Annotated in this window: 10 protein-coding genes; 8 read left to right on the top strand and 2 right to left on the bottom strand. The window is 39.9% G+C overall.

Annotation, left to right across the window (positions count from 1 at the left end):
- Positions 1–7: 7 nt before the first annotated feature.
- On the bottom strand, positions 8–3,100 hold the full coding sequence (locus AB669_RS07685) for a TonB-dependent receptor (protein ID WP_047798713.1): 3,093 nt from the start codon (positions 3,098–3,100) through the stop codon (positions 8–10).
- 196 nt (positions 3,101–3,296) lie between these two features.
- On the opposite strand from AB669_RS07685, the gene AB669_RS07680 reads away from it, so the two are divergent.
- On the top strand, positions 3,297–3,482 hold the full coding sequence (locus AB669_RS07680; protein WP_047798712.1) for a CsbD family protein: 186 nt from the start codon (positions 3,297–3,299) through the stop codon (positions 3,480–3,482).
- A gap of 60 nt (positions 3,483–3,542) precedes the next feature.
- Positions 3,543–4,592 carry a glycoside hydrolase family 130 protein gene (locus AB669_RS07675; RefSeq protein ID WP_047798711.1) on the top strand — a complete coding sequence of 350 codons (1,050 nt, stop codon included), beginning with the start codon at positions 3,543–3,545 and terminating at the stop codon, positions 4,590–4,592.
- A 151-nt stretch (positions 4,593–4,743) separates the two neighbouring features.
- Here AB669_RS07675 and AB669_RS07670 read toward each other — a convergent pair whose 3' ends face one another.
- Positions 4,744–7,677, bottom strand: a complete 2,934-nt coding sequence (locus tag AB669_RS07670; RefSeq protein ID WP_047798710.1) for a pitrilysin family protein — start codon at positions 7,675–7,677, stop codon at positions 4,744–4,746.
- 434 nt (positions 7,678–8,111) lie between these two features.
- Between AB669_RS07670 and surE the strand changes: the two genes are divergently transcribed.
- From surE to AB669_RS07640, 6 genes are all read left to right on the top strand, one after another.
- On the top strand, positions 8,112–8,954 hold the full coding sequence (gene surE, locus AB669_RS07665) for a 5'/3'-nucleotidase SurE (protein ID WP_047798709.1): 843 nt from the start codon (positions 8,112–8,114) through the stop codon (positions 8,952–8,954).
- A 3-nt stretch (positions 8,955–8,957) separates the two neighbouring features.
- A complete protein-coding gene (locus tag AB669_RS07660) occupies positions 8,958–9,230 on the top strand; it encodes a hypothetical protein (RefSeq protein WP_047798708.1) in 273 nt (90 codons plus the stop codon).
- A gap of 50 nt (positions 9,231–9,280) precedes the next feature.
- Positions 9,281–10,390 (top strand): lipid-A-disaccharide synthase, encoded by a 1,110-nt coding sequence (gene lpxB / locus AB669_RS07655; protein ID WP_047798707.1) that lies wholly within the window; start codon positions 9,281–9,283, stop codon positions 10,388–10,390.
- Between the two features lie 183 nt (positions 10,391–10,573).
- Entirely contained in the window at positions 10,574–13,753 is a 3,180-nt protein-coding gene (locus AB669_RS07650; protein ID WP_082120615.1) for a SusC/RagA family TonB-linked outer membrane protein, read from the top strand.
- 10 nt (positions 13,754–13,763) lie between these two features.
- Complete coding sequence (locus AB669_RS07645) at positions 13,764–15,434, top strand: RagB/SusD family nutrient uptake outer membrane protein (RefSeq protein WP_047798706.1); 1,671 nt, start codon at positions 13,764–13,766, stop codon at positions 15,432–15,434.
- Positions 15,435–15,620: 186 nt separating this feature from the next.
- On the top strand, positions 15,621–16,625 hold the full coding sequence (locus AB669_RS07640; protein ID WP_047798705.1) for a LacI family DNA-binding transcriptional regulator: 1,005 nt from the start codon (positions 15,621–15,623) through the stop codon (positions 16,623–16,625).
- Positions 16,626–16,835: the final 210 nt, after the last annotated feature.

The raw sequence follows: 16,835 nt of genomic DNA, 5'->3' as shown, positions 1-16,835 counted from the left end.
CTTTAAATTATAATCCGATATTGATACCAAATGAAATTACACGAGGTTGTGGAGCAGAATAAAAATCAACCCCTTGATTGATATTTGTTGATTGATAATCTGCATTAACTTCAGGATCCCAACCTTTGTAACCGGTAATAGTCGCTAGATTCTGAGCGGTCGCATACAGCCTCAGCTTACTTAATTTAAGTTTGCTTAAAACCGTTGTAGGAAAGGTATAACCCAATGTTACGGTTTTAAGTCTGAGATACGATCCATCCGATAAATACCTCGTAGAATTGCCTACTCCATTACCATAAAATAACCTTGGCTCAGGTATATCGGTTACATCACCAGGCTTATCCCAGTAATTCATTTGATCTGCAGTTTGGTTATCGTATCCGTTTGAACCGTTTGCACTCATGTATTGCCCTCCCGCATTAAAAATTTTGTTTCCGGATACGCCCTGAAAGAATATGGCCAGGTCAAAGTTTTGATAAGAAAAGGTATTATTTAATCCAAATGTGTATTTCGGATTAGGGTTGCCTGCAAATATACGCTGTGCTTCGTTAATGTCATTTGTTGTGCCTCTATTGATACTGCCAAATTCATTGGTCGTATTCAGATAGTAAAGTGCATCGCCATTCGCGGGATTAACACCTGCATATTCCGGCAAATAAAAAACACCTATTGGTTGTCCGGCTATTGCTGCATTGATCTCGTTACTATTCAATATCTGGCCACCCAAATTCGTAATTTTATTGTTATTTATTGCGGCAGTAATACCAGTAGACCATTTAAAAGCGCCGATAAAGTTTTCGGTATTAATCCCTAACTCGAAACCTGTGTTTTTTAGTGTCCCTAAATTTTGAGTAATCGTAGAAAAACCGGTTGTTTCAGGAATGGGAACATCTAATAATAAATCAGTGGTATTCTTTTGATAGAAGTCAAAAGTACCCGATATCCTGTTTTTCAGAATCCCGAAGTCTAACCCTAAGTCGAGCTGCTTTGTCTTTTCCCATGTCAAATCCGGATTTGCAATTCTTGATGGTATTTGACCAGCCAGACCTCCATATGCACCTGTTCCACTAAACAATCCCCTTGCAGAATAATTTCCAATTTCAGCATTACCTGTTAAACCATAGCTTGCCCTGACCTTTAAAAGGCTAATGATTTCTATGTTTTTAAGGAAACCTTCTTCAGATGCAATCCATGCTACCGATCCTGCTGGAAAATAACCATATCGGTTATTAGCCCCAAACCTCGAAGAACCATCTGCCCTGACGCTAAAGCCAACTAGGTAACGATCATTGTATTTGTAATTTGCCCTAACAAAATAGGAAAGAAAGCTAAATGCACTCTCATTGCTACTAGCCACAACTTTTGTCGCGGCTGATCCTAGCTTCACATAGGCATCACTTGGAAAATCCTGACCTTCTATAGTACTGTATTTTGTAGTTGATTTTTGATAACTCGTTCCAAGTATCGCATCAAAACTGCTTTTGCCTTGAGTACTACTGTAACTAAAGAAATTATTGGTGTTTGCATTAATAACAAAAGTAGAGATGTTTTGTCCATCGCCATTCGATGTTCCCGTATTTCTGAATGTCAAAGACCCATAGTAACTTTCTTCATTTTGATTTAAGTTGTCGATAGAAAAATCAGTGCTGAATTTTAACCCTTTTGCAATGTTAATATTTGCAAATGCTTTACCAATCGTACGGTAAACCGTCGCCTTATATGCTGCGTTTTCAATTCCAATAAATGGATTATAATAAACAGGATAATTGGATGCTGCACCAGGTAAAGTTCCGCTGATTAATCCTGATCTGGGATCGATAAGTGGTGTAATAGGGGATAAAGCAACAGCTTGTAAAGGTGATGAAAACGCATTATCGTTTGAAAGTCTGTTATTAATACTATTTGAAAAATTAAGATTTACCCCAACTTCTAAGAAGTCAGTCACTTTGTTCGTCAGATTTAACCTTCCACTGTAACGTTTGTAGCTGTTTCCAACAATAATACCTTGTTGATCCAATGCCTGGCCACCAATATAAAACTTGGTTTTATCATTGCCTCCTGTTAAATTTAAATCATATTGTTGGGTAACCGGATTGTTTTGGAAGGCTTCAGCTTCCCAATTTGTATTCACCTTGTAGGTTTGATAATCGTCATTTCCGGCCGAGTATCTGTTCATTCTGCTTTCAATTAAATCAGAATAATCACTGAGTGCATCTGCTAATGCAGCGTAATCACCATTAGCAAAGTCTTGTTTTGCTGCTCCAACACCTGCTCTTCTCATCAATTGAACATACTGTTCTGCATTTAAAAATTCTCTGTGATTTGATGGAGTACTAATCCCACCTAAAGCATTAAATTGAATAAGCGTTTTACCAACTTTACCTTGTTTTGTCGTAATAATTACAACACCATTCGACGCTCTGGCACCATATATAGCCGATGCAGATGCGTCTTTCAACACTTCGATAGATTCAATGTCATTGGTATTTAAATCGGCCAATGCACTGGTAGGTGCGCTCGTACTAGATAAATCTCCTGACGTAATCGGAATCCCATCCACAATGTATAAAGGTTCACTGCCTGCAGTAACTGATGCAGCACCCCTTACTCTCACAGTTATCCCCTGACCCAGTTTACCATTTTGCGCTGAAATCTGAACCCCTGCAGCTTTTCCTTGTAAAGCTTGTTCAAAACTCGTGACCGGTAGATTTTCAAGATCTTTTGATTTTACAGAAGCTACCGAACCTGTAACATCTCTCTTAATTTGCGTCCCATACCCCACCACAACAACATCTGATAGCGTATTGCTATCTTCCTGTAAATTAGCATTAACAGATGTTCCGGTAATCGGGAGTTCCAGTGTTTTATAACCAATAAAGCTGAAAACAAGTGTCTTCGCATCTTCCGGCACGTTCAGCCTGTAGCTTCCCGTTGCATCCGTTTGGGTGCCGTTTGCAGGCAGGCCTTTTACGTAAACGCTCACACCCGGTACTGGTCCCGAAGTGCCTGAGGTAACTTTCCCACTAATCACCTTGCTCTGCGCGAAAGCAAATGAAATCAGTGCGAAAGAAAAAATCATACTGAGTAGTAGTTTTTTCATCAAATTATAGGTTTTAGTTAACAATTACGGCCCTGGTCGAAAGCCATTTACATAATTTAATGAAAAGAAACCACGATATACAAAAAACTTTGCCATCGTGCTGTTTTTTTGATTCAACGGCAGAAATTTAAAACAAAAAACAATCACCCCATGTTAAATACTGACATTAATTAATTTTAATTTTAATAATCAGATCATGGACAAATTAGAAATAAAAGGAAAGTGGAACGAGTTAAAAGGAAAGGTTAAACAGGCTTATGCTGATTTAACAGACGATGATTTAAAACACGAAGAAGGTCAGGATGATGAGTTGTTGGGAAGACTTCAGCAAAAGACCGGAAAAGGTAGAGATGAACTTGTAAAATGGATCAACTCCTTATAAATAAAACCACTTCACAAACAGACAATCAATTCGATTGTCTGTTTTTTTATAACCGCTAATATGAAAGATTTAGCCCGTCGCTTCAAGGAAAATCCAATATTAAAACCCGCAGATTTAACGCCGGGCCATCCCGGTCTTGAAATTGTTTGCCTGCTAAATCCGGGCGTTTTTCGTTTTGACGGAAAAATCTGGATGCTCATCCGGGTCGCCGAAAGGCCTGTACAGCAACAGGGCATCATTTCCTTTCCCATATTGGACGCCGACGGAATGGAAATCATATCAATCAAGGAAAATGATCCGAACCTCGTCACAACTGATCCACGAATAATTAATTATAAGGGGAAAGATTACCTTACAACATTGTCTCACCTCCGTTTGGTTTGTAGCGAGGATGGCGTCAGTTTTTACCAGCCTGAAGGCTATCCAATGCTAATCGGTGAAGGACCAAATGAAACTTTTGGAATAGAGGATTGTCGGGTGGCACAAATTCATGATACCTACTATCTTACCTTCACGGCTGTTTCTGCACACGGTGTTGGGGTAGGAATGAGAACCACCAAAGACTGGGAGACTTTTGTGAAACATGGAATGATTATCCCTCCTCATAATAAAGATTGTGCAATTTTCGAAGAAACCATCAACAATATATATTACGCTCTTCATCGTCCCAGTAGCGTCGCCCTCGGTGGAAACTACATTTGGCTGTCAGAGTCACCCGATGGCGTACATTGGGGAAATCATAAATTGGTTTTAAAAACCAGAAAAGGTAAATGGGACAGCGAAAGGGTAGGGGCAGGAGCAGCTCCGATTAAAACCGATCAGGGCTGGCTCGAAATTTACCATGGCGCTAACGAAAACCACCAATATGGGCTCGGCGCAATTTTATTAGATCTTCACAACCCGGCTCAGGTAATTGCACAAACTGACGGCCCGATCATGATCCCAACCGAAGACTATGAAATAAACGGTTTTTTCGGAGAAGTGGTATTCACCAATGGTCACATCGTAGATGGAGATCAGTTAACAATCTACTACGGAGCCGCTGACGAATTTGTGTGTGGCGCAACGTTCTCAATCAGCGAAATTATATCAGCCCTCGTCTGGCTGTAAATTTATCTTCCAGCCTTACCCCATAACAATACCTTCCTCAGGTGTCCTGAGGTTTCTAGGGTGGTAAAATAAAATTAGCTTTCTGCACTGGTCAAAAAAAAACGGTCCCCTTTTCCGGGAACCGCTTTCAGCTTTTTGCTTTAACCGTTAATTAGTAACCAAAAATCTCAGTTAAACTCAATTTTTTAACCGGACCGAATTTTGCTAAATCATCCATACTGATTTTCTTCTCGGAAGCAACAATACAATAGTTGTATGGCTTTTTAGAAAGATTCGTATCGTGGAATGACTTCACATCAGCGAAAGTTAATGGTTTCAGATTTGCATACTCATCAGCTCTCGAATCGTGGTCAAATCCTAATTTCTTGTCAGCTAAATAACTGTATATAATTCCGTCTTTAGTAATGCGGCTCGTTTCAATGCCATTAAGTGAATTACCTTTAGAAAGGGCAAACGACTTGTCCGATTCAGGTAATACATTCAATAACTCATTCATACCAGCTACCGCCTCATTCATTTTGTCGGCTTGAGTACCAACGTAGGCAACAACAGTGTTCTCTTTTTCCTTACTGTTTGGAGAAGAATAAACGGCGAAAGTAGAATAAGCCAACGCCTTCGATTCACGGATAGTCTGGAATACTATAGAACCCATACCACCACCAAAATAATTATTGAACAAAGCAATCTTGGCAGCATTTGCCGGATCATACAATCCTCCGTTACGTACCCAGCGAATCTCTGCCTGAACCATATCATAGTCTGCAAAGTAAACTTTGTTTGAATCAGTTTTCGTGTAAACAAACTTCTTCATTGGAGCAGCATCCGTAAATTCTTTTCCAAGTGGATGTGCTTTAACAATATCAGCCGAAAAAGCAGCCAGCGTCTTCGGACCAAAATAAGTAATGGTGTGTTTGTAGTTCGTTAAATTGTGTAAAAGATAAATCAGATCAGATGATTTCATGTTTTTGATCTCATCATTGGTAACTCCATAATTGAATGGATTATCTTTTCCATATTGTGCATAACTCATTAAGCCGCCCAGGATCGAAGATTTATTCAGCTTAGCGTTTTCCCGTGTCTTTAATAAACGGCCTTTTAAATCTTCCAAAGCCTTTTCATTCGGTTTACAATTGGCCAATACATCTTCCAATAAAGCAACTGCCTTATCAAAATTCTCCTGCAAACCACTCAATGAAACCGTAGTTAAATCCGTTCCTACATTAATATTATAGCTACAAGCAAGGTTATAAAATGCTTTGCTAATGTCTTCCGCCGAATATTTATCCGTACTCAAGAAAGATAAATACTGCGCTGCATAGGGTAAAAGCTTATAATTATATGATCCCATGTCAAATCGATAGCCCATACGGAAAATAGCATTCTCTGTATTTTGAACCGCAATTACATCTGCAATTGCTGCCTTCCCAAACTGAAGATCTTTAGTATAATCTAAAAACTTAGGCGCAATTGGCGCTACCTTGGCATCAATAATGGTTTTGGTAAAAGGAGAAACCTCGTTGGCATTTGTTTTCACCGCAGTGATGGTCGGTTTTTCTACTTTTAAAATGCTTTTATCTTCACCCTTGTGTTTAAGTAGTACAACGTAATCATCAACAAAGAATTTGTTGGCGAAATCAACGATTTCTTTTTTAGTTACTTTCGCCATGTTATCGGTAGAGGATAACATTTTATCCCATTCCGTACCACGGTTTTGAATAAAAGCATTCATTGTTGCATCAGCACGAACATCATTATTATCGTAAGCCTGCAGTTCTGCAAGTTTAATATTTGCAACAGTAGCTTTGATCAGGCTCTCATCAAACTCACCCTTTTTAAGCAAATCAACTTGCTCCAGCATAATCTTTTGTGCCTCTTCCAGACTTTGTCCGGCTTTAGGCGAACCTGATAGGATAAAAACGCCATAATCCTTCATCTGGTTGTAACCCGCACTTGCCCTTAACATCTTTTGTTGCTTGTTAATGTTGATGTCCATTAAACCTGCTTTGCCATTCGCCAGAATACTTCCAATTAAATCCAGTAATAAACTCTGGTGAGTATTCTGTGCAAAACCCCGGTATGCTACATACAAGTTTTCAGCACTTGGTCCGTAAATATCAACTTTCTGGATTTGAGTTAGCGGCTTTTCCGGAGCCGGATTGTAAAGGGCTAATGGCTTCGAAACCATGTATGCAAAATCCTTATCAATCTTTTTAATCAAGGCATCATAATTAATATCACCCGACATGATCAGGGCCATATTATTTGGCACATAATATTTGTTATAATATTTTCTGATTTCAACTAATGATGGATTTTTTAAATGTTCAATGGTACCAATGGTGGTTTGTTGTCCGTAGTTGTGTGTTGGAAATAATGCATACAACATTTTTTCATACATTTTGCGGCCATCGTTATCCATACCGATGTTTTTTTCTTCATATACAGCCTCCAACTCCGTGTGGAAAATACGGAATACAGGTGCGCGGAAACGCTCTGCCTGAACAGCCAGGAACTTGTCGATAGCATTTGATGGAAGATCTTCCTCGTAAACCGTTTCCTCAACCGAAGTATGGGCATTGGTCGATCCGCTACCAATTGCTTTCATCATTTTATCGTACTCATTCGCGATAGAAAAGTTCGAAGCTTCACCCGAGGTTTTATCTATCTGCGCATAAATCTCTTTACGTTTCGCCGGATCGGTTGTTTTGTTATAAGTTTCATAAAGGGATTCAATCTTATCCAGAAGAGGTTTCTCCTTTGCATAATTTAATGTTCCGAATTTATCCGTCCCTTTAAATAAAAGGTGTTCTAAATAATGGGCCAAACCGGTGTTCGTTCTTGGGTCAGTATTACTTCCTGCCCTTACAGCCATTTTGTAGGTAATGTTTGGCTCTTTGTTATTTTGTGATAGAATAACAGTTAATCCGTTTTTCAGCGTGTAAAAACGTGTTTTGGTAGGGTCATTAGTTACATACTTATAAGTGTAACCCCCTGATGTTCCCGTTTTCCACTGATAGGTGCTTTGTGCCTGCGCTAAAGACCCGGTAATGAGAAAACAAGCCAATGTAAATAGTTTGATTTTCATTGAAATGATTTTGGTTTATGGTAATGAGTTAGAATTCAGATAAGCGGCCTCATCCGTGCCGTTTTCCTGTAAATAAGTTAATTATCCAAATATATAGCCTTTAACTTATCTAATGAAATGCTTTTGAGAATATCAAACAGTTTACATAAAAATAGCCCGGTGCATAGCACAGTTTGATGGCATTCTTAGCTACCCCTTAGCCATGGTTCCCTGCCCTCAACAACACTGTTAGTACACAGCAAGTCCGCACTCGTGTAAAAATGACTCATTTAAAAGCTTGCAGAATAACATTACATCAGGTCGGTCACCTGAATCAGAGATAGGAATAGAATCCTTTGGTAATTTTCTAATTTACATCATTTTGGTTAAACCTGAAAATTATCCTCAAACTTTCCTCAGGTACTATTACTAAAATAATCTGTATTTTTACCAGCATGACAAAGCAGAATACAAAACCCAATATCCTGGTTGTAAATGATGATGGTATAACAGCTACAGGCATTAAAAACCTGATGGAGGTGATGCAGGAAATAGGAAATGTGGTAGTAGTAGCGCCAGATAGTCCACAAAGCGGAATGGGACACGCCATCACAATAGGGAAACCTATCCGCTTCGATAAAGTCGATTTATATGATGGCGTGGAAATGTATAAATGCAGCGGAACGCCTGTAGACTGTGTAAAACTGGGTGTAAATAAAATATTTAAAGGTAAAAAGCCCGATTTGTGTGTATCTGGAATTAACCATGGCTTAAACAATTCCATTAACGTATTATACTCAGGCACCATGTCCGCTGCGGTGGAAGGTGCCATTGAGAAAATTCCTTCAATAGGCTTTTCTATGGATGACTTTGCCGCAGATGCGGATTTCAGCCATACAAAAAAATACATCAAAAGTATTTGCGAACAGGTGCTGGCCAACGGACTACCTGAAGGGACATTGCTTAACGTTAATTTTCCCAAAGGTGATAAATTGAAGGGCATTAAAATCTGCCGCCAGGCCAACGCCAAATGGATGGAAGAATTCGAAGAACGTACCGATCCTTATAAACGGCCTTATTATTGGTTAACCGGAGTATTCGAAAACTTTGACAACGGGCAGGATACAGATGTCTGGGCACTCGAAAATAACTATGTTTCCATTGTGCCTGTTCAATTTGACCTCACAGCGCATCATGCCATTCAAACCCTAAATAGCTGGGATTTTGGTATCGATCATTCGGTGAAGAAAACTGCTGCAAACAAAATTGCAGCACCAGATGGATTAAACCTCGGTTAACACATGAATGATAGAATAAGAAAACTGGATAATTCAGTTTGGTGGGGATTAGGAATTGGGTTAATTGTTCCTTTAATATTATGCTCCCTGGCATACTACGTTATTCATCACGTGGGTGCCTTACGTAAAGCGGATTTGTTGTACATAGGTGGAATTGCGCCAAATGCTTACACCATGCAATATTTTTTTGGATACAATAAGGAAAACATCGGTAGGGGGATTCTCGCTGCAACCTTTTTGTGTGCTTTTGTATTTTTTGCTTATAAAGTTTTTTAAAATCCCCGAACCAATAGCTACATTCTCATATCTCACATCATAATCCTAATATGAAATACTACCTGATAGCTGGTGAAGCATCCGGCGATTTACACGGCGCCAACTTAATGAAGGCCCTGAAGGAAGAGGATGATCAGCCTGTATTTCGATATTTCGGAGGGGATAAAATGAAAGTTGAAGGTGGTGAGCTGGTGAAGCATTATGCAGATATGGCCTTTATGGGCTTTACAGAAGTAATACTGAACTTAAGAACAATCTTTAAAAATCTTAAAACAGCTAAGGATGATATTCTTTCCTGGAAACCCGATGTCCTGATATTAATCGACTTCCCCGGTTTCAACTTAAAGATAGCCGAATTTGCGAAGGCAAACGGTATAAAGGTCTGTTATTACATCTCACCCAAGGTTTGGGCATGGAACCAGAAAAGAGTGCTGAAAATAAAGCGTGTAGTCGACCACATGTTTTGTATTCTACCCTTTGAAGTAGATTTTTATAAAGAATGGGGAATGCATGTCGATTATGTGGGTAATCCATTACTTGATGAAATTGCCCAGTTTACTCCTGATCCGCAATTTCGTGAAAACCATCAGCTCGGTAATCAGAAAATCATTGCCCTGCTTCCTGGAAGCAGAAAGCAGGAAATTGAAAGGCTGCTCCCTGTCATGTTAAGCGTCACAGAGCAGTTTCCCGAATATACTTTCGCGATTGCGGCTGCACCTACATTTACCGAAACCTACTATCAGCAATATATTGGCAATAAAAACGTAAAACTGTTGTTCAGCAGCACCTATAATTTGTTGCACGTCGCACATGCCGCCATAGTTGCCTCCGGAACCGCTACCCTGGAAACCGCACTGTTCGAAGTTCCCCAGGTGGTGGTATATAAAGGTGGCACTATTTCCATCGCAATCGCCAGATTACTGGTAAAAATCAGATTCATTTCACTCGTCAATCTCATCGTCGATAAAAAGATTGTAACTGAACTTATTCAGGAAGATTGTAATACGCAGAAAGTATCTCAGGAACTCAACCTGATCACAAAAGGTAATGGCAGAACTCAAATGCTTGCCGAATATAAAACACTCCTCAAACGGATGGGAAATCCAGGTGCCTCTGAAAAAACTGCACGCTTGATTTTTAAATATACCCGGTCAAAATAGTTTTGTAATTGCGTAACATTTTAGGTACGATTTGATTTTTTCTAAAACAATAATGCCTTAAAGGCGTTACTAAATCGTTTTGCGGAAATCCAGGTCGTATTAAATTAATCATCTACGTTCCATTAATTATTACATCATTGGCCGCAAAATGTAACTAATTATAAACTAAACGAGTGAGTGCCAATGAAAAACATTCTACCCAGGTTGTCAGGTATCCTATGCCTGATCCTAATTTCAAGCCCCCAGTTGTTTGCAAAATTAAAGAGCAGTAAAAACAATTACAGCCTCTATTATTTTCAGCAAGATACAACTAAGCGAGACACAACAAAAAAAACACCTGTTGCCAAACCTGCCGATTCTGTCAAAGTACCGGTCAACCCTTTAGGTGGCGCGAGCCCGGCAACTTCCCCAACACCAGCTCCGGCTGCTACGCCAGCAACGGCAAGCCCGGCCGCGCCTGCAGCAGCAGCCGGACAGAAAACAATAACCGGTACGGTAGTCGACGAACAAAAACTCGGCCTTCCCGGTGTCGGCATTAAAATCCAGGGTAAAACCGGTGGTACAGTAACGCAGGAAAACGGTAAGTTTAGCATTGCGGTTTCAGCACCTACAGATGTTTTGGTGTTCAGTTACATCGGTTATCAGTCTAAATCAATGCCCGCTGGAAATGGTGCAACACCATTAACCGTTAGTCTGGTACCTTCCGGTGCTCAGAACCTTAACGATGTGGTGGTAGTGGGTTACGGTACCCTCAAAACGAAGGAGGTGACGTCATCCGTTGCCCACGTAGATACGGCCCAGTTCCGACAAAGTGGTGCACGAAATCCACTCGATCTGATTCAGGGAAAGGTTGCCGGACTTAACTTAACCCGAACGAGTGGTTCCAATCCAAATTCTGGTGTCAACGTTCAATTAAGGGGGGCAGTAACCGTAACCGGAAGCTCAAGCCCTTTATTTGTGATAGATGGTATTCCAGGTGGTAACCCTGATCTTCTGCAACAGGATGACATTCTTTCTGTCGATGTATTGAAAGACGGTTCAGGTGCTGCCATCTATGGTACAAGTGCTAATGCTGGGGTTATTTTAATTACAACTAAAAAAGGCAAACCAGGCGCACCTCAGTTCAACTATTCAACATATTTCAGAAAGGAATATATCCAGAACAGACTGGATTTCTTAACAGCTGATGAATTCAGACAAAAGATCGCAGCTAAGCTTATCGATGCCCCGGATTACGGAGGAAACGAAGATTTATACGGTAGCCTGATTAATAAAGACAATCTGTCTCAAAATCACAACTTATCCCTTTCAGGAGGATCAAACAATACAAACTACAGAGCAAGTTTGAACTACCGTGATCTACAGGGTATTGGTCTGGAAAATGGCCGCAAAGAATATACTGCAAGGTTAAATGTAAATCAGAAAGGATTTAATGATAAGCTGAATGTACAGATGAACCTGGCTTCTAACTTCAACAATGCCAACACACTTGGTGGTAGCGGATGGGAAGAAGAATTGGTAAAAAATCCTACCAAAAGGATATATAACCCTAATGGTAGTTTCTATTTCGATAACCAAAGCACAAATCAATATGCACGCCTTCAGCAGGAAAGAAGTAAAAGACAACAGCAAACCAGTTCCGCAGATATCAAGGCAGATATAGACCTTTTTAAAGGACTTAAAGGATCTGTGTTTGGATCGGTACAGAGAGATAGCTATACTGATGGTGCCTGGGCATCTATTTTTTCTGAACGATCAGTAGAAGATTCCGATTATCCTGGTGGCGGTTACGCCAGCAAAGGCAATTTCCTTTCTCAGGCATTTGCATTCGAGCCAACCTTGCAATACAACACGGTAATTAAAGAAAAACACTCACTGGCTGCAGTAGCCGGATATAGTTATCGTTATAACGTAGAAGAAGGCCAGTCTGCGAGTAACCGTGGTTTTATCAATGATCAGTTTCATGAAGATAATTTAACCACAGGTGTTGCTTTAACAGATGGCAGGGCAACAGCCACAAGTTTCAAAAATGATAACACCTTGATCGCTTTCTTTGGAAGAATTAATTATGCATTCGATAACAAATATCTGCTTCAGTTAATCTTAAGACGGGAAGGATCCTCACGCTTCGGTGTGAATAATAAATGGGGAAACTTTCCGGCAGTTTCCGCAGGTTGGAACATCTCTGATGAGAATTTCATGAAAAATGTAAAATGGGTGAATTACCTTAAACTTCGCGCAGGTTATGGGGTAACAGGTAACTCTGGCTTCTCTAATAATGCGTCAAGAGTAGTATTGGGAGGCGGCGGCAGGTACATTTACCCTGACGGTGCGTACAGAGAAACCTACGGACCAACTACCAACGTTAACCCCGATCTGAAATGGGAAAGCAAACGCGAGTTAAATATCGGAGCAGACTTCACTTTGTTTAATAGCAAATTAAAAGGAGCGCTGGATGTTTTTGATCGTACGACTAAAGACCTGCTGGATCTTTATACTACACCGCAGCCCCCTTACGTTCTTGCCAATATTTATGCCAATGTAGGTACCATTTCATCAAAGGGTATCGAGCTGGCGCTAAGTTACGAAGCCATCAAAACTAAAGACCTAACCTTTAGCATGGACTTTACCGGTAGTACATTAAGCAATAAACTGGTGAGCTATTCAAATGATATTTTCGATGTGAAATACAAAACTTTTGGTGGAATTGGCGGTTCAGGCGATCTTGGTGATGCTATCACAACCTACGAAGGTTCACCACTTGGCGAATTCTGGGGTAAACGTTTCGCAGGTTTTGATGCCGAAGGGAAATGGCTGTTTTTTAACAGGAACGGAGAAGCTGTTCGTAACGACAAAATCAACAATTCAAAAGATCCGAACGTGACCGATTTAGCCAGAATTGGTAATGCTATCCCAAAATATTACGCATCTTTTACTGCTAATCTTTCTTATAAAAACTGGGACTTCAGAATGTTTATTAGAGGTAAGTTCGATTATGATATTTTGAACACTACTGAACTCTCTTATGGAAATCCTTCCATCAAGGGAAGCAACTACTTGCGGACAGCCTTCGAAAAGAATAGTCAGATCAATGATACTTACATGTACTCTGACTACTATCTTGAAGATGGAACAAATCTGAAGATTGATGAAATTACCATCGGCTATAACTTCAAATTAAAAACCAAGCTGATCAGAAACCTAAGGGTATATGCTACTGGTCAGAATTTAATCACACTTACAGGTTATACCGGTAACGATCCTGATTTCGTACTGGATTCTGGCTTAGGCCCAGGTGTGGATAACAGAAATGCTTACCCAAGTACCAGATCCTTCCTGTTCGGTTTAAATCTTGGCTTCTAAACTTATTATCATGAAAAGTAATTTAAAATATATCGCATTAATCATGTTCTCAGTACTCAGCTTCGCGTGTACGAAACTGGATGAAAATGCCTACGATCAGATTCCAGCTGACGTATTCTATACCAATAAAAACGAAGTGCTTTCTGCTGTGTTACGCCCATATACGCACGCCAACGCATGGGTGGCTCCGGCAGGACAAAACGGATGGTGGCGCATGGCCGAACTATCTGCAGATCAGCTGGCCTGGCCAACAAAGGGGCCTCACGGAGAAGATGGCGGTCAGTGGAAAAGATTGCACTATCACACCTGGACAGTCGACGAGTCTGGTTATAACAACGCCTGGAACCTCATGTATTGGGGAATGGGGCTCTGCAACAGCCCGATACAGAATCTGGAAAGCAGAAGTATTGCTGATATGGGAATCACACAGGCCGAAAAAGATGCATACATCGCCGAACTTAAACTGCTACGGGCATTCCACTATCTTAAATTGATGGATTTGTTTGGTAACATTCCAATAAGCCTTACCGTACCAACCGGAAGCGTGCCAACGAGTGAATATCCTGCAACCTCAACCAGAAAACAGGTGTTTGATTTTATTGAAAAGGAAATCAAAGAAAATATTGAAAAAACACCTAAACTCTCCAGAGCAATGCTGGGAAGGATGAGCCAGGCAGGTGGTTACGCCATGTTGGTCGAACTCTACTTAAATGCTGAAGTATGGACAGGTACACCAAGATGGGACGATTGTATCGCCGCTGCCGATATGTTGATTAAAAATCAAGGGGGTGGACAAAATGGGGCAATGGCTTTAGATCCTAATATTTTGGATCAGTTCAAAAATACCAACGACTTATCAAAAGAAGTTATTTTCTCCATTGCATACGATTACAAAAGAGCAAACTTTGAACCAGGCTTTGCGGCCGATTTCTTTCACTTCGCGCAAAGAGATATCTATGGTGGCGGAAGAAATGGTAACGATGGCGTTGTGGTAATTCCAGGCGTTTATGATACTTATGATAATGACGACTTGAGGAAAAAAGAATGGTTGTTAATCGGTCCACAGTATAAATTTTCAAACCCTAAAGTTCCGGTAGAAGGTACAGTAGAATATGCTGGTAAGCCACTTGTGTTTGTAGATAACATTCGCAAAAACGTAACCGGTTCAACAACCAGTAACATGAGTGAGGGAGAAGAAAACAGTGGGGTGAGGTTCAATAAATACCGACTGGGTAATTCCATTGCCGGCTTTATTGTAAACGGTACCGACACAACTGCTGTACAGCCAGATCCAAATTATAATAACACAGACTGGAATATATATCGCCTGACATGGATTTACTTCGCTAAAGCTGAAGCCATCATGCGTAAAAACGGTGGTGCAGCTACGGCAGAAGCAGTAACACTAGTCAATACCTGCAAGCAACGTGCTTATACTGCTGCCACATGGCCAAGCCATGCTTATACCACTGCTACGTTAACTTTAGATAGCTTATTGGCAGAGCGCGGAAGAGAATTCATCTTTGAGGGGTTCCGCAGAGACGACTTAATCAGGTTCGGTAAATTTGCAACAGGAACATGGTGGGATCACACACCTTCTACTGCAACCCGGACACTGTTTCCCATCCCTCAGCAACAACGTGATTTAAACTCAAAACTCACCCAAAACCCAGGATATTAATCTTCACAAAAGGGCGCCGCAAGGCGCCCTTTGTATTTCAAACTGAATTGAAATCATTCAAGTATAAACGTTTCTAAAACGATTAATATAAAAAATGTTAAATTGCGTTTTTATAACCCGTTAAAATTCGAAAGCTGCATTTTTTATTTAGCTTTGAGTTTAACTACCAAATAGAACTGAAGCCAAATGAAATCGCTTTCCATAAAAGATATTGCTACTAAAGCAAATGTATCAATTACTACTGTTTCATTTATTATAAATGGTAAAGCCAAAGAAAAATCAATAAGCGAAGCCGTAATCGATAAAGTGCAGAAAATAATTGAAGAAAGTGGTTATAAACCCAATCAAATTGCACGTAGTTTACGAACCGGTAACTCTAATATTATCGGCCTGATCATTGAAGACATCTCAAACTCCTTCTTCTCTCGTATCGCACGTTTAATAGAAGACAAGGCCTATAAAAAAGGCTATAAAATTATTTACTCCAGCACCGAGAATAGCGTTGATAAAGCAAAAGAACTCATCAATATGTTCAAATCGCGTAAAGTTGATGCTTATATCATTTCTCCTATAAAAGGAATCGAGGAAGATATTCAGATGCTCATCAATGATGGAAACCCCGTTATCTTTTTCGACAGGAACCTGCCCGAGATTAGTACAAGTTATGTTGGTGCAGATCATTTTAATGCCTCTTATCAATCAATAGAAAGTTTTATCAATCAAGGGAAGAAAAATATAGCCCTGGTTACAACCGATATTAATGTTCCGCAAATCACCGAACGTTACGACGGATACAGAAAAGCGCTCGAAGATCATAACATTCCATACAACGATGACCTTGTTTTAAAAATACATTTCAATCAGGAAGAGGATGAAACCATCGGACAAATTAAAGAGCTTTTCAATGATAAAAATATTGATGCAGTACTGTTTGCCACCAATTATTTAGCCATAAGTGGTTTAAAAGTACTCAAGAAAATCAACAAAAAAATTGGTGCAGACTTTTCCGTTATTGCCTACGATGATCACGAAGCATTTGAATTGCATACCCCTGGCATTTCAACCGTTCAGCAGCCGTTAGAAGAAATTGCAGAAAACGTAATTATGCTAATCCTTAAGCAATTATCCTCAAAAACCAAATTGGAAGATCAGCAAATCATTATTCCTGCCAAACTCATTATAAGGGAATAATCTTGTAATGAAAAAATTACATCCCATAGTTCCAATATGGTTTAAAATTCTCTAATATTGAAATAGTAAAACGTTTTACTTTTAACTTGATTAAAAGGGCTTAATCAGGCAGTAATCATCTCAACAGAAAATTCAGAATTGGTAGCAGAATCCCGAACTGGCTCTTAGATGAAGTAAATCGATTTATTCTTAAACACCTTGAACCAAATA

This window comes from Pedobacter sp. BMA, from assembly GCF_001027745.1.
In the GTDB taxonomy this organism is placed as follows: domain Bacteria; phylum Bacteroidota; class Bacteroidia; order Sphingobacteriales; family Sphingobacteriaceae; genus Pedobacter.
The sequence above is the reverse complement of the archived record's forward strand: the minus strand, read 5'-3'. Positions and strand labels throughout refer to the sequence as shown.

Excerpts from the sequence above, each read along its gene's own strand:
- AB669_RS07685 (WP_047798713.1), bottom strand. The coding sequence starts at position 3,100 with ATGAAAAAACTACTACTCAGTATGATTTTTTCTTTCGCACTGATTTCA.
- AB669_RS07680 (WP_047798712.1), top strand. The coding sequence starts at position 3,297 with ATGGACAAATTAGAAATAAAAGGAAAGTGGAACGAGTTAAAAGGAAAG.
- AB669_RS07675 (WP_047798711.1), top strand. The coding sequence starts at position 3,543 with ATGAAAGATTTAGCCCGTCGCTTCAAGGAAAATCCAATATTAAAACCC.
- AB669_RS07670 (WP_047798710.1), bottom strand. The coding sequence starts at position 7,677 with ATGAAAATCAAACTATTTACATTGGCTTGTTTTCTCATTACCGGGTCT.
- surE (WP_047798709.1), top strand. The coding sequence starts at position 8,112 with ATGACAAAGCAGAATACAAAACCCAATATCCTGGTTGTAAATGATGAT.
- AB669_RS07660 (WP_047798708.1), top strand. The coding sequence starts at position 8,958 with ATGAATGATAGAATAAGAAAACTGGATAATTCAGTTTGGTGGGGATTA.
- lpxB (WP_047798707.1), top strand. The coding sequence starts at position 9,281 with ATGAAATACTACCTGATAGCTGGTGAAGCATCCGGCGATTTACACGGC.
- AB669_RS07650 (WP_082120615.1), top strand. The coding sequence starts at position 10,574 with ATGAAAAACATTCTACCCAGGTTGTCAGGTATCCTATGCCTGATCCTA.
- AB669_RS07645 (WP_047798706.1), top strand. The coding sequence starts at position 13,764 with ATGAAAAGTAATTTAAAATATATCGCATTAATCATGTTCTCAGTACTC.
- AB669_RS07640 (WP_047798705.1), top strand. The coding sequence starts at position 15,621 with ATGAAATCGCTTTCCATAAAAGATATTGCTACTAAAGCAAATGTATCA.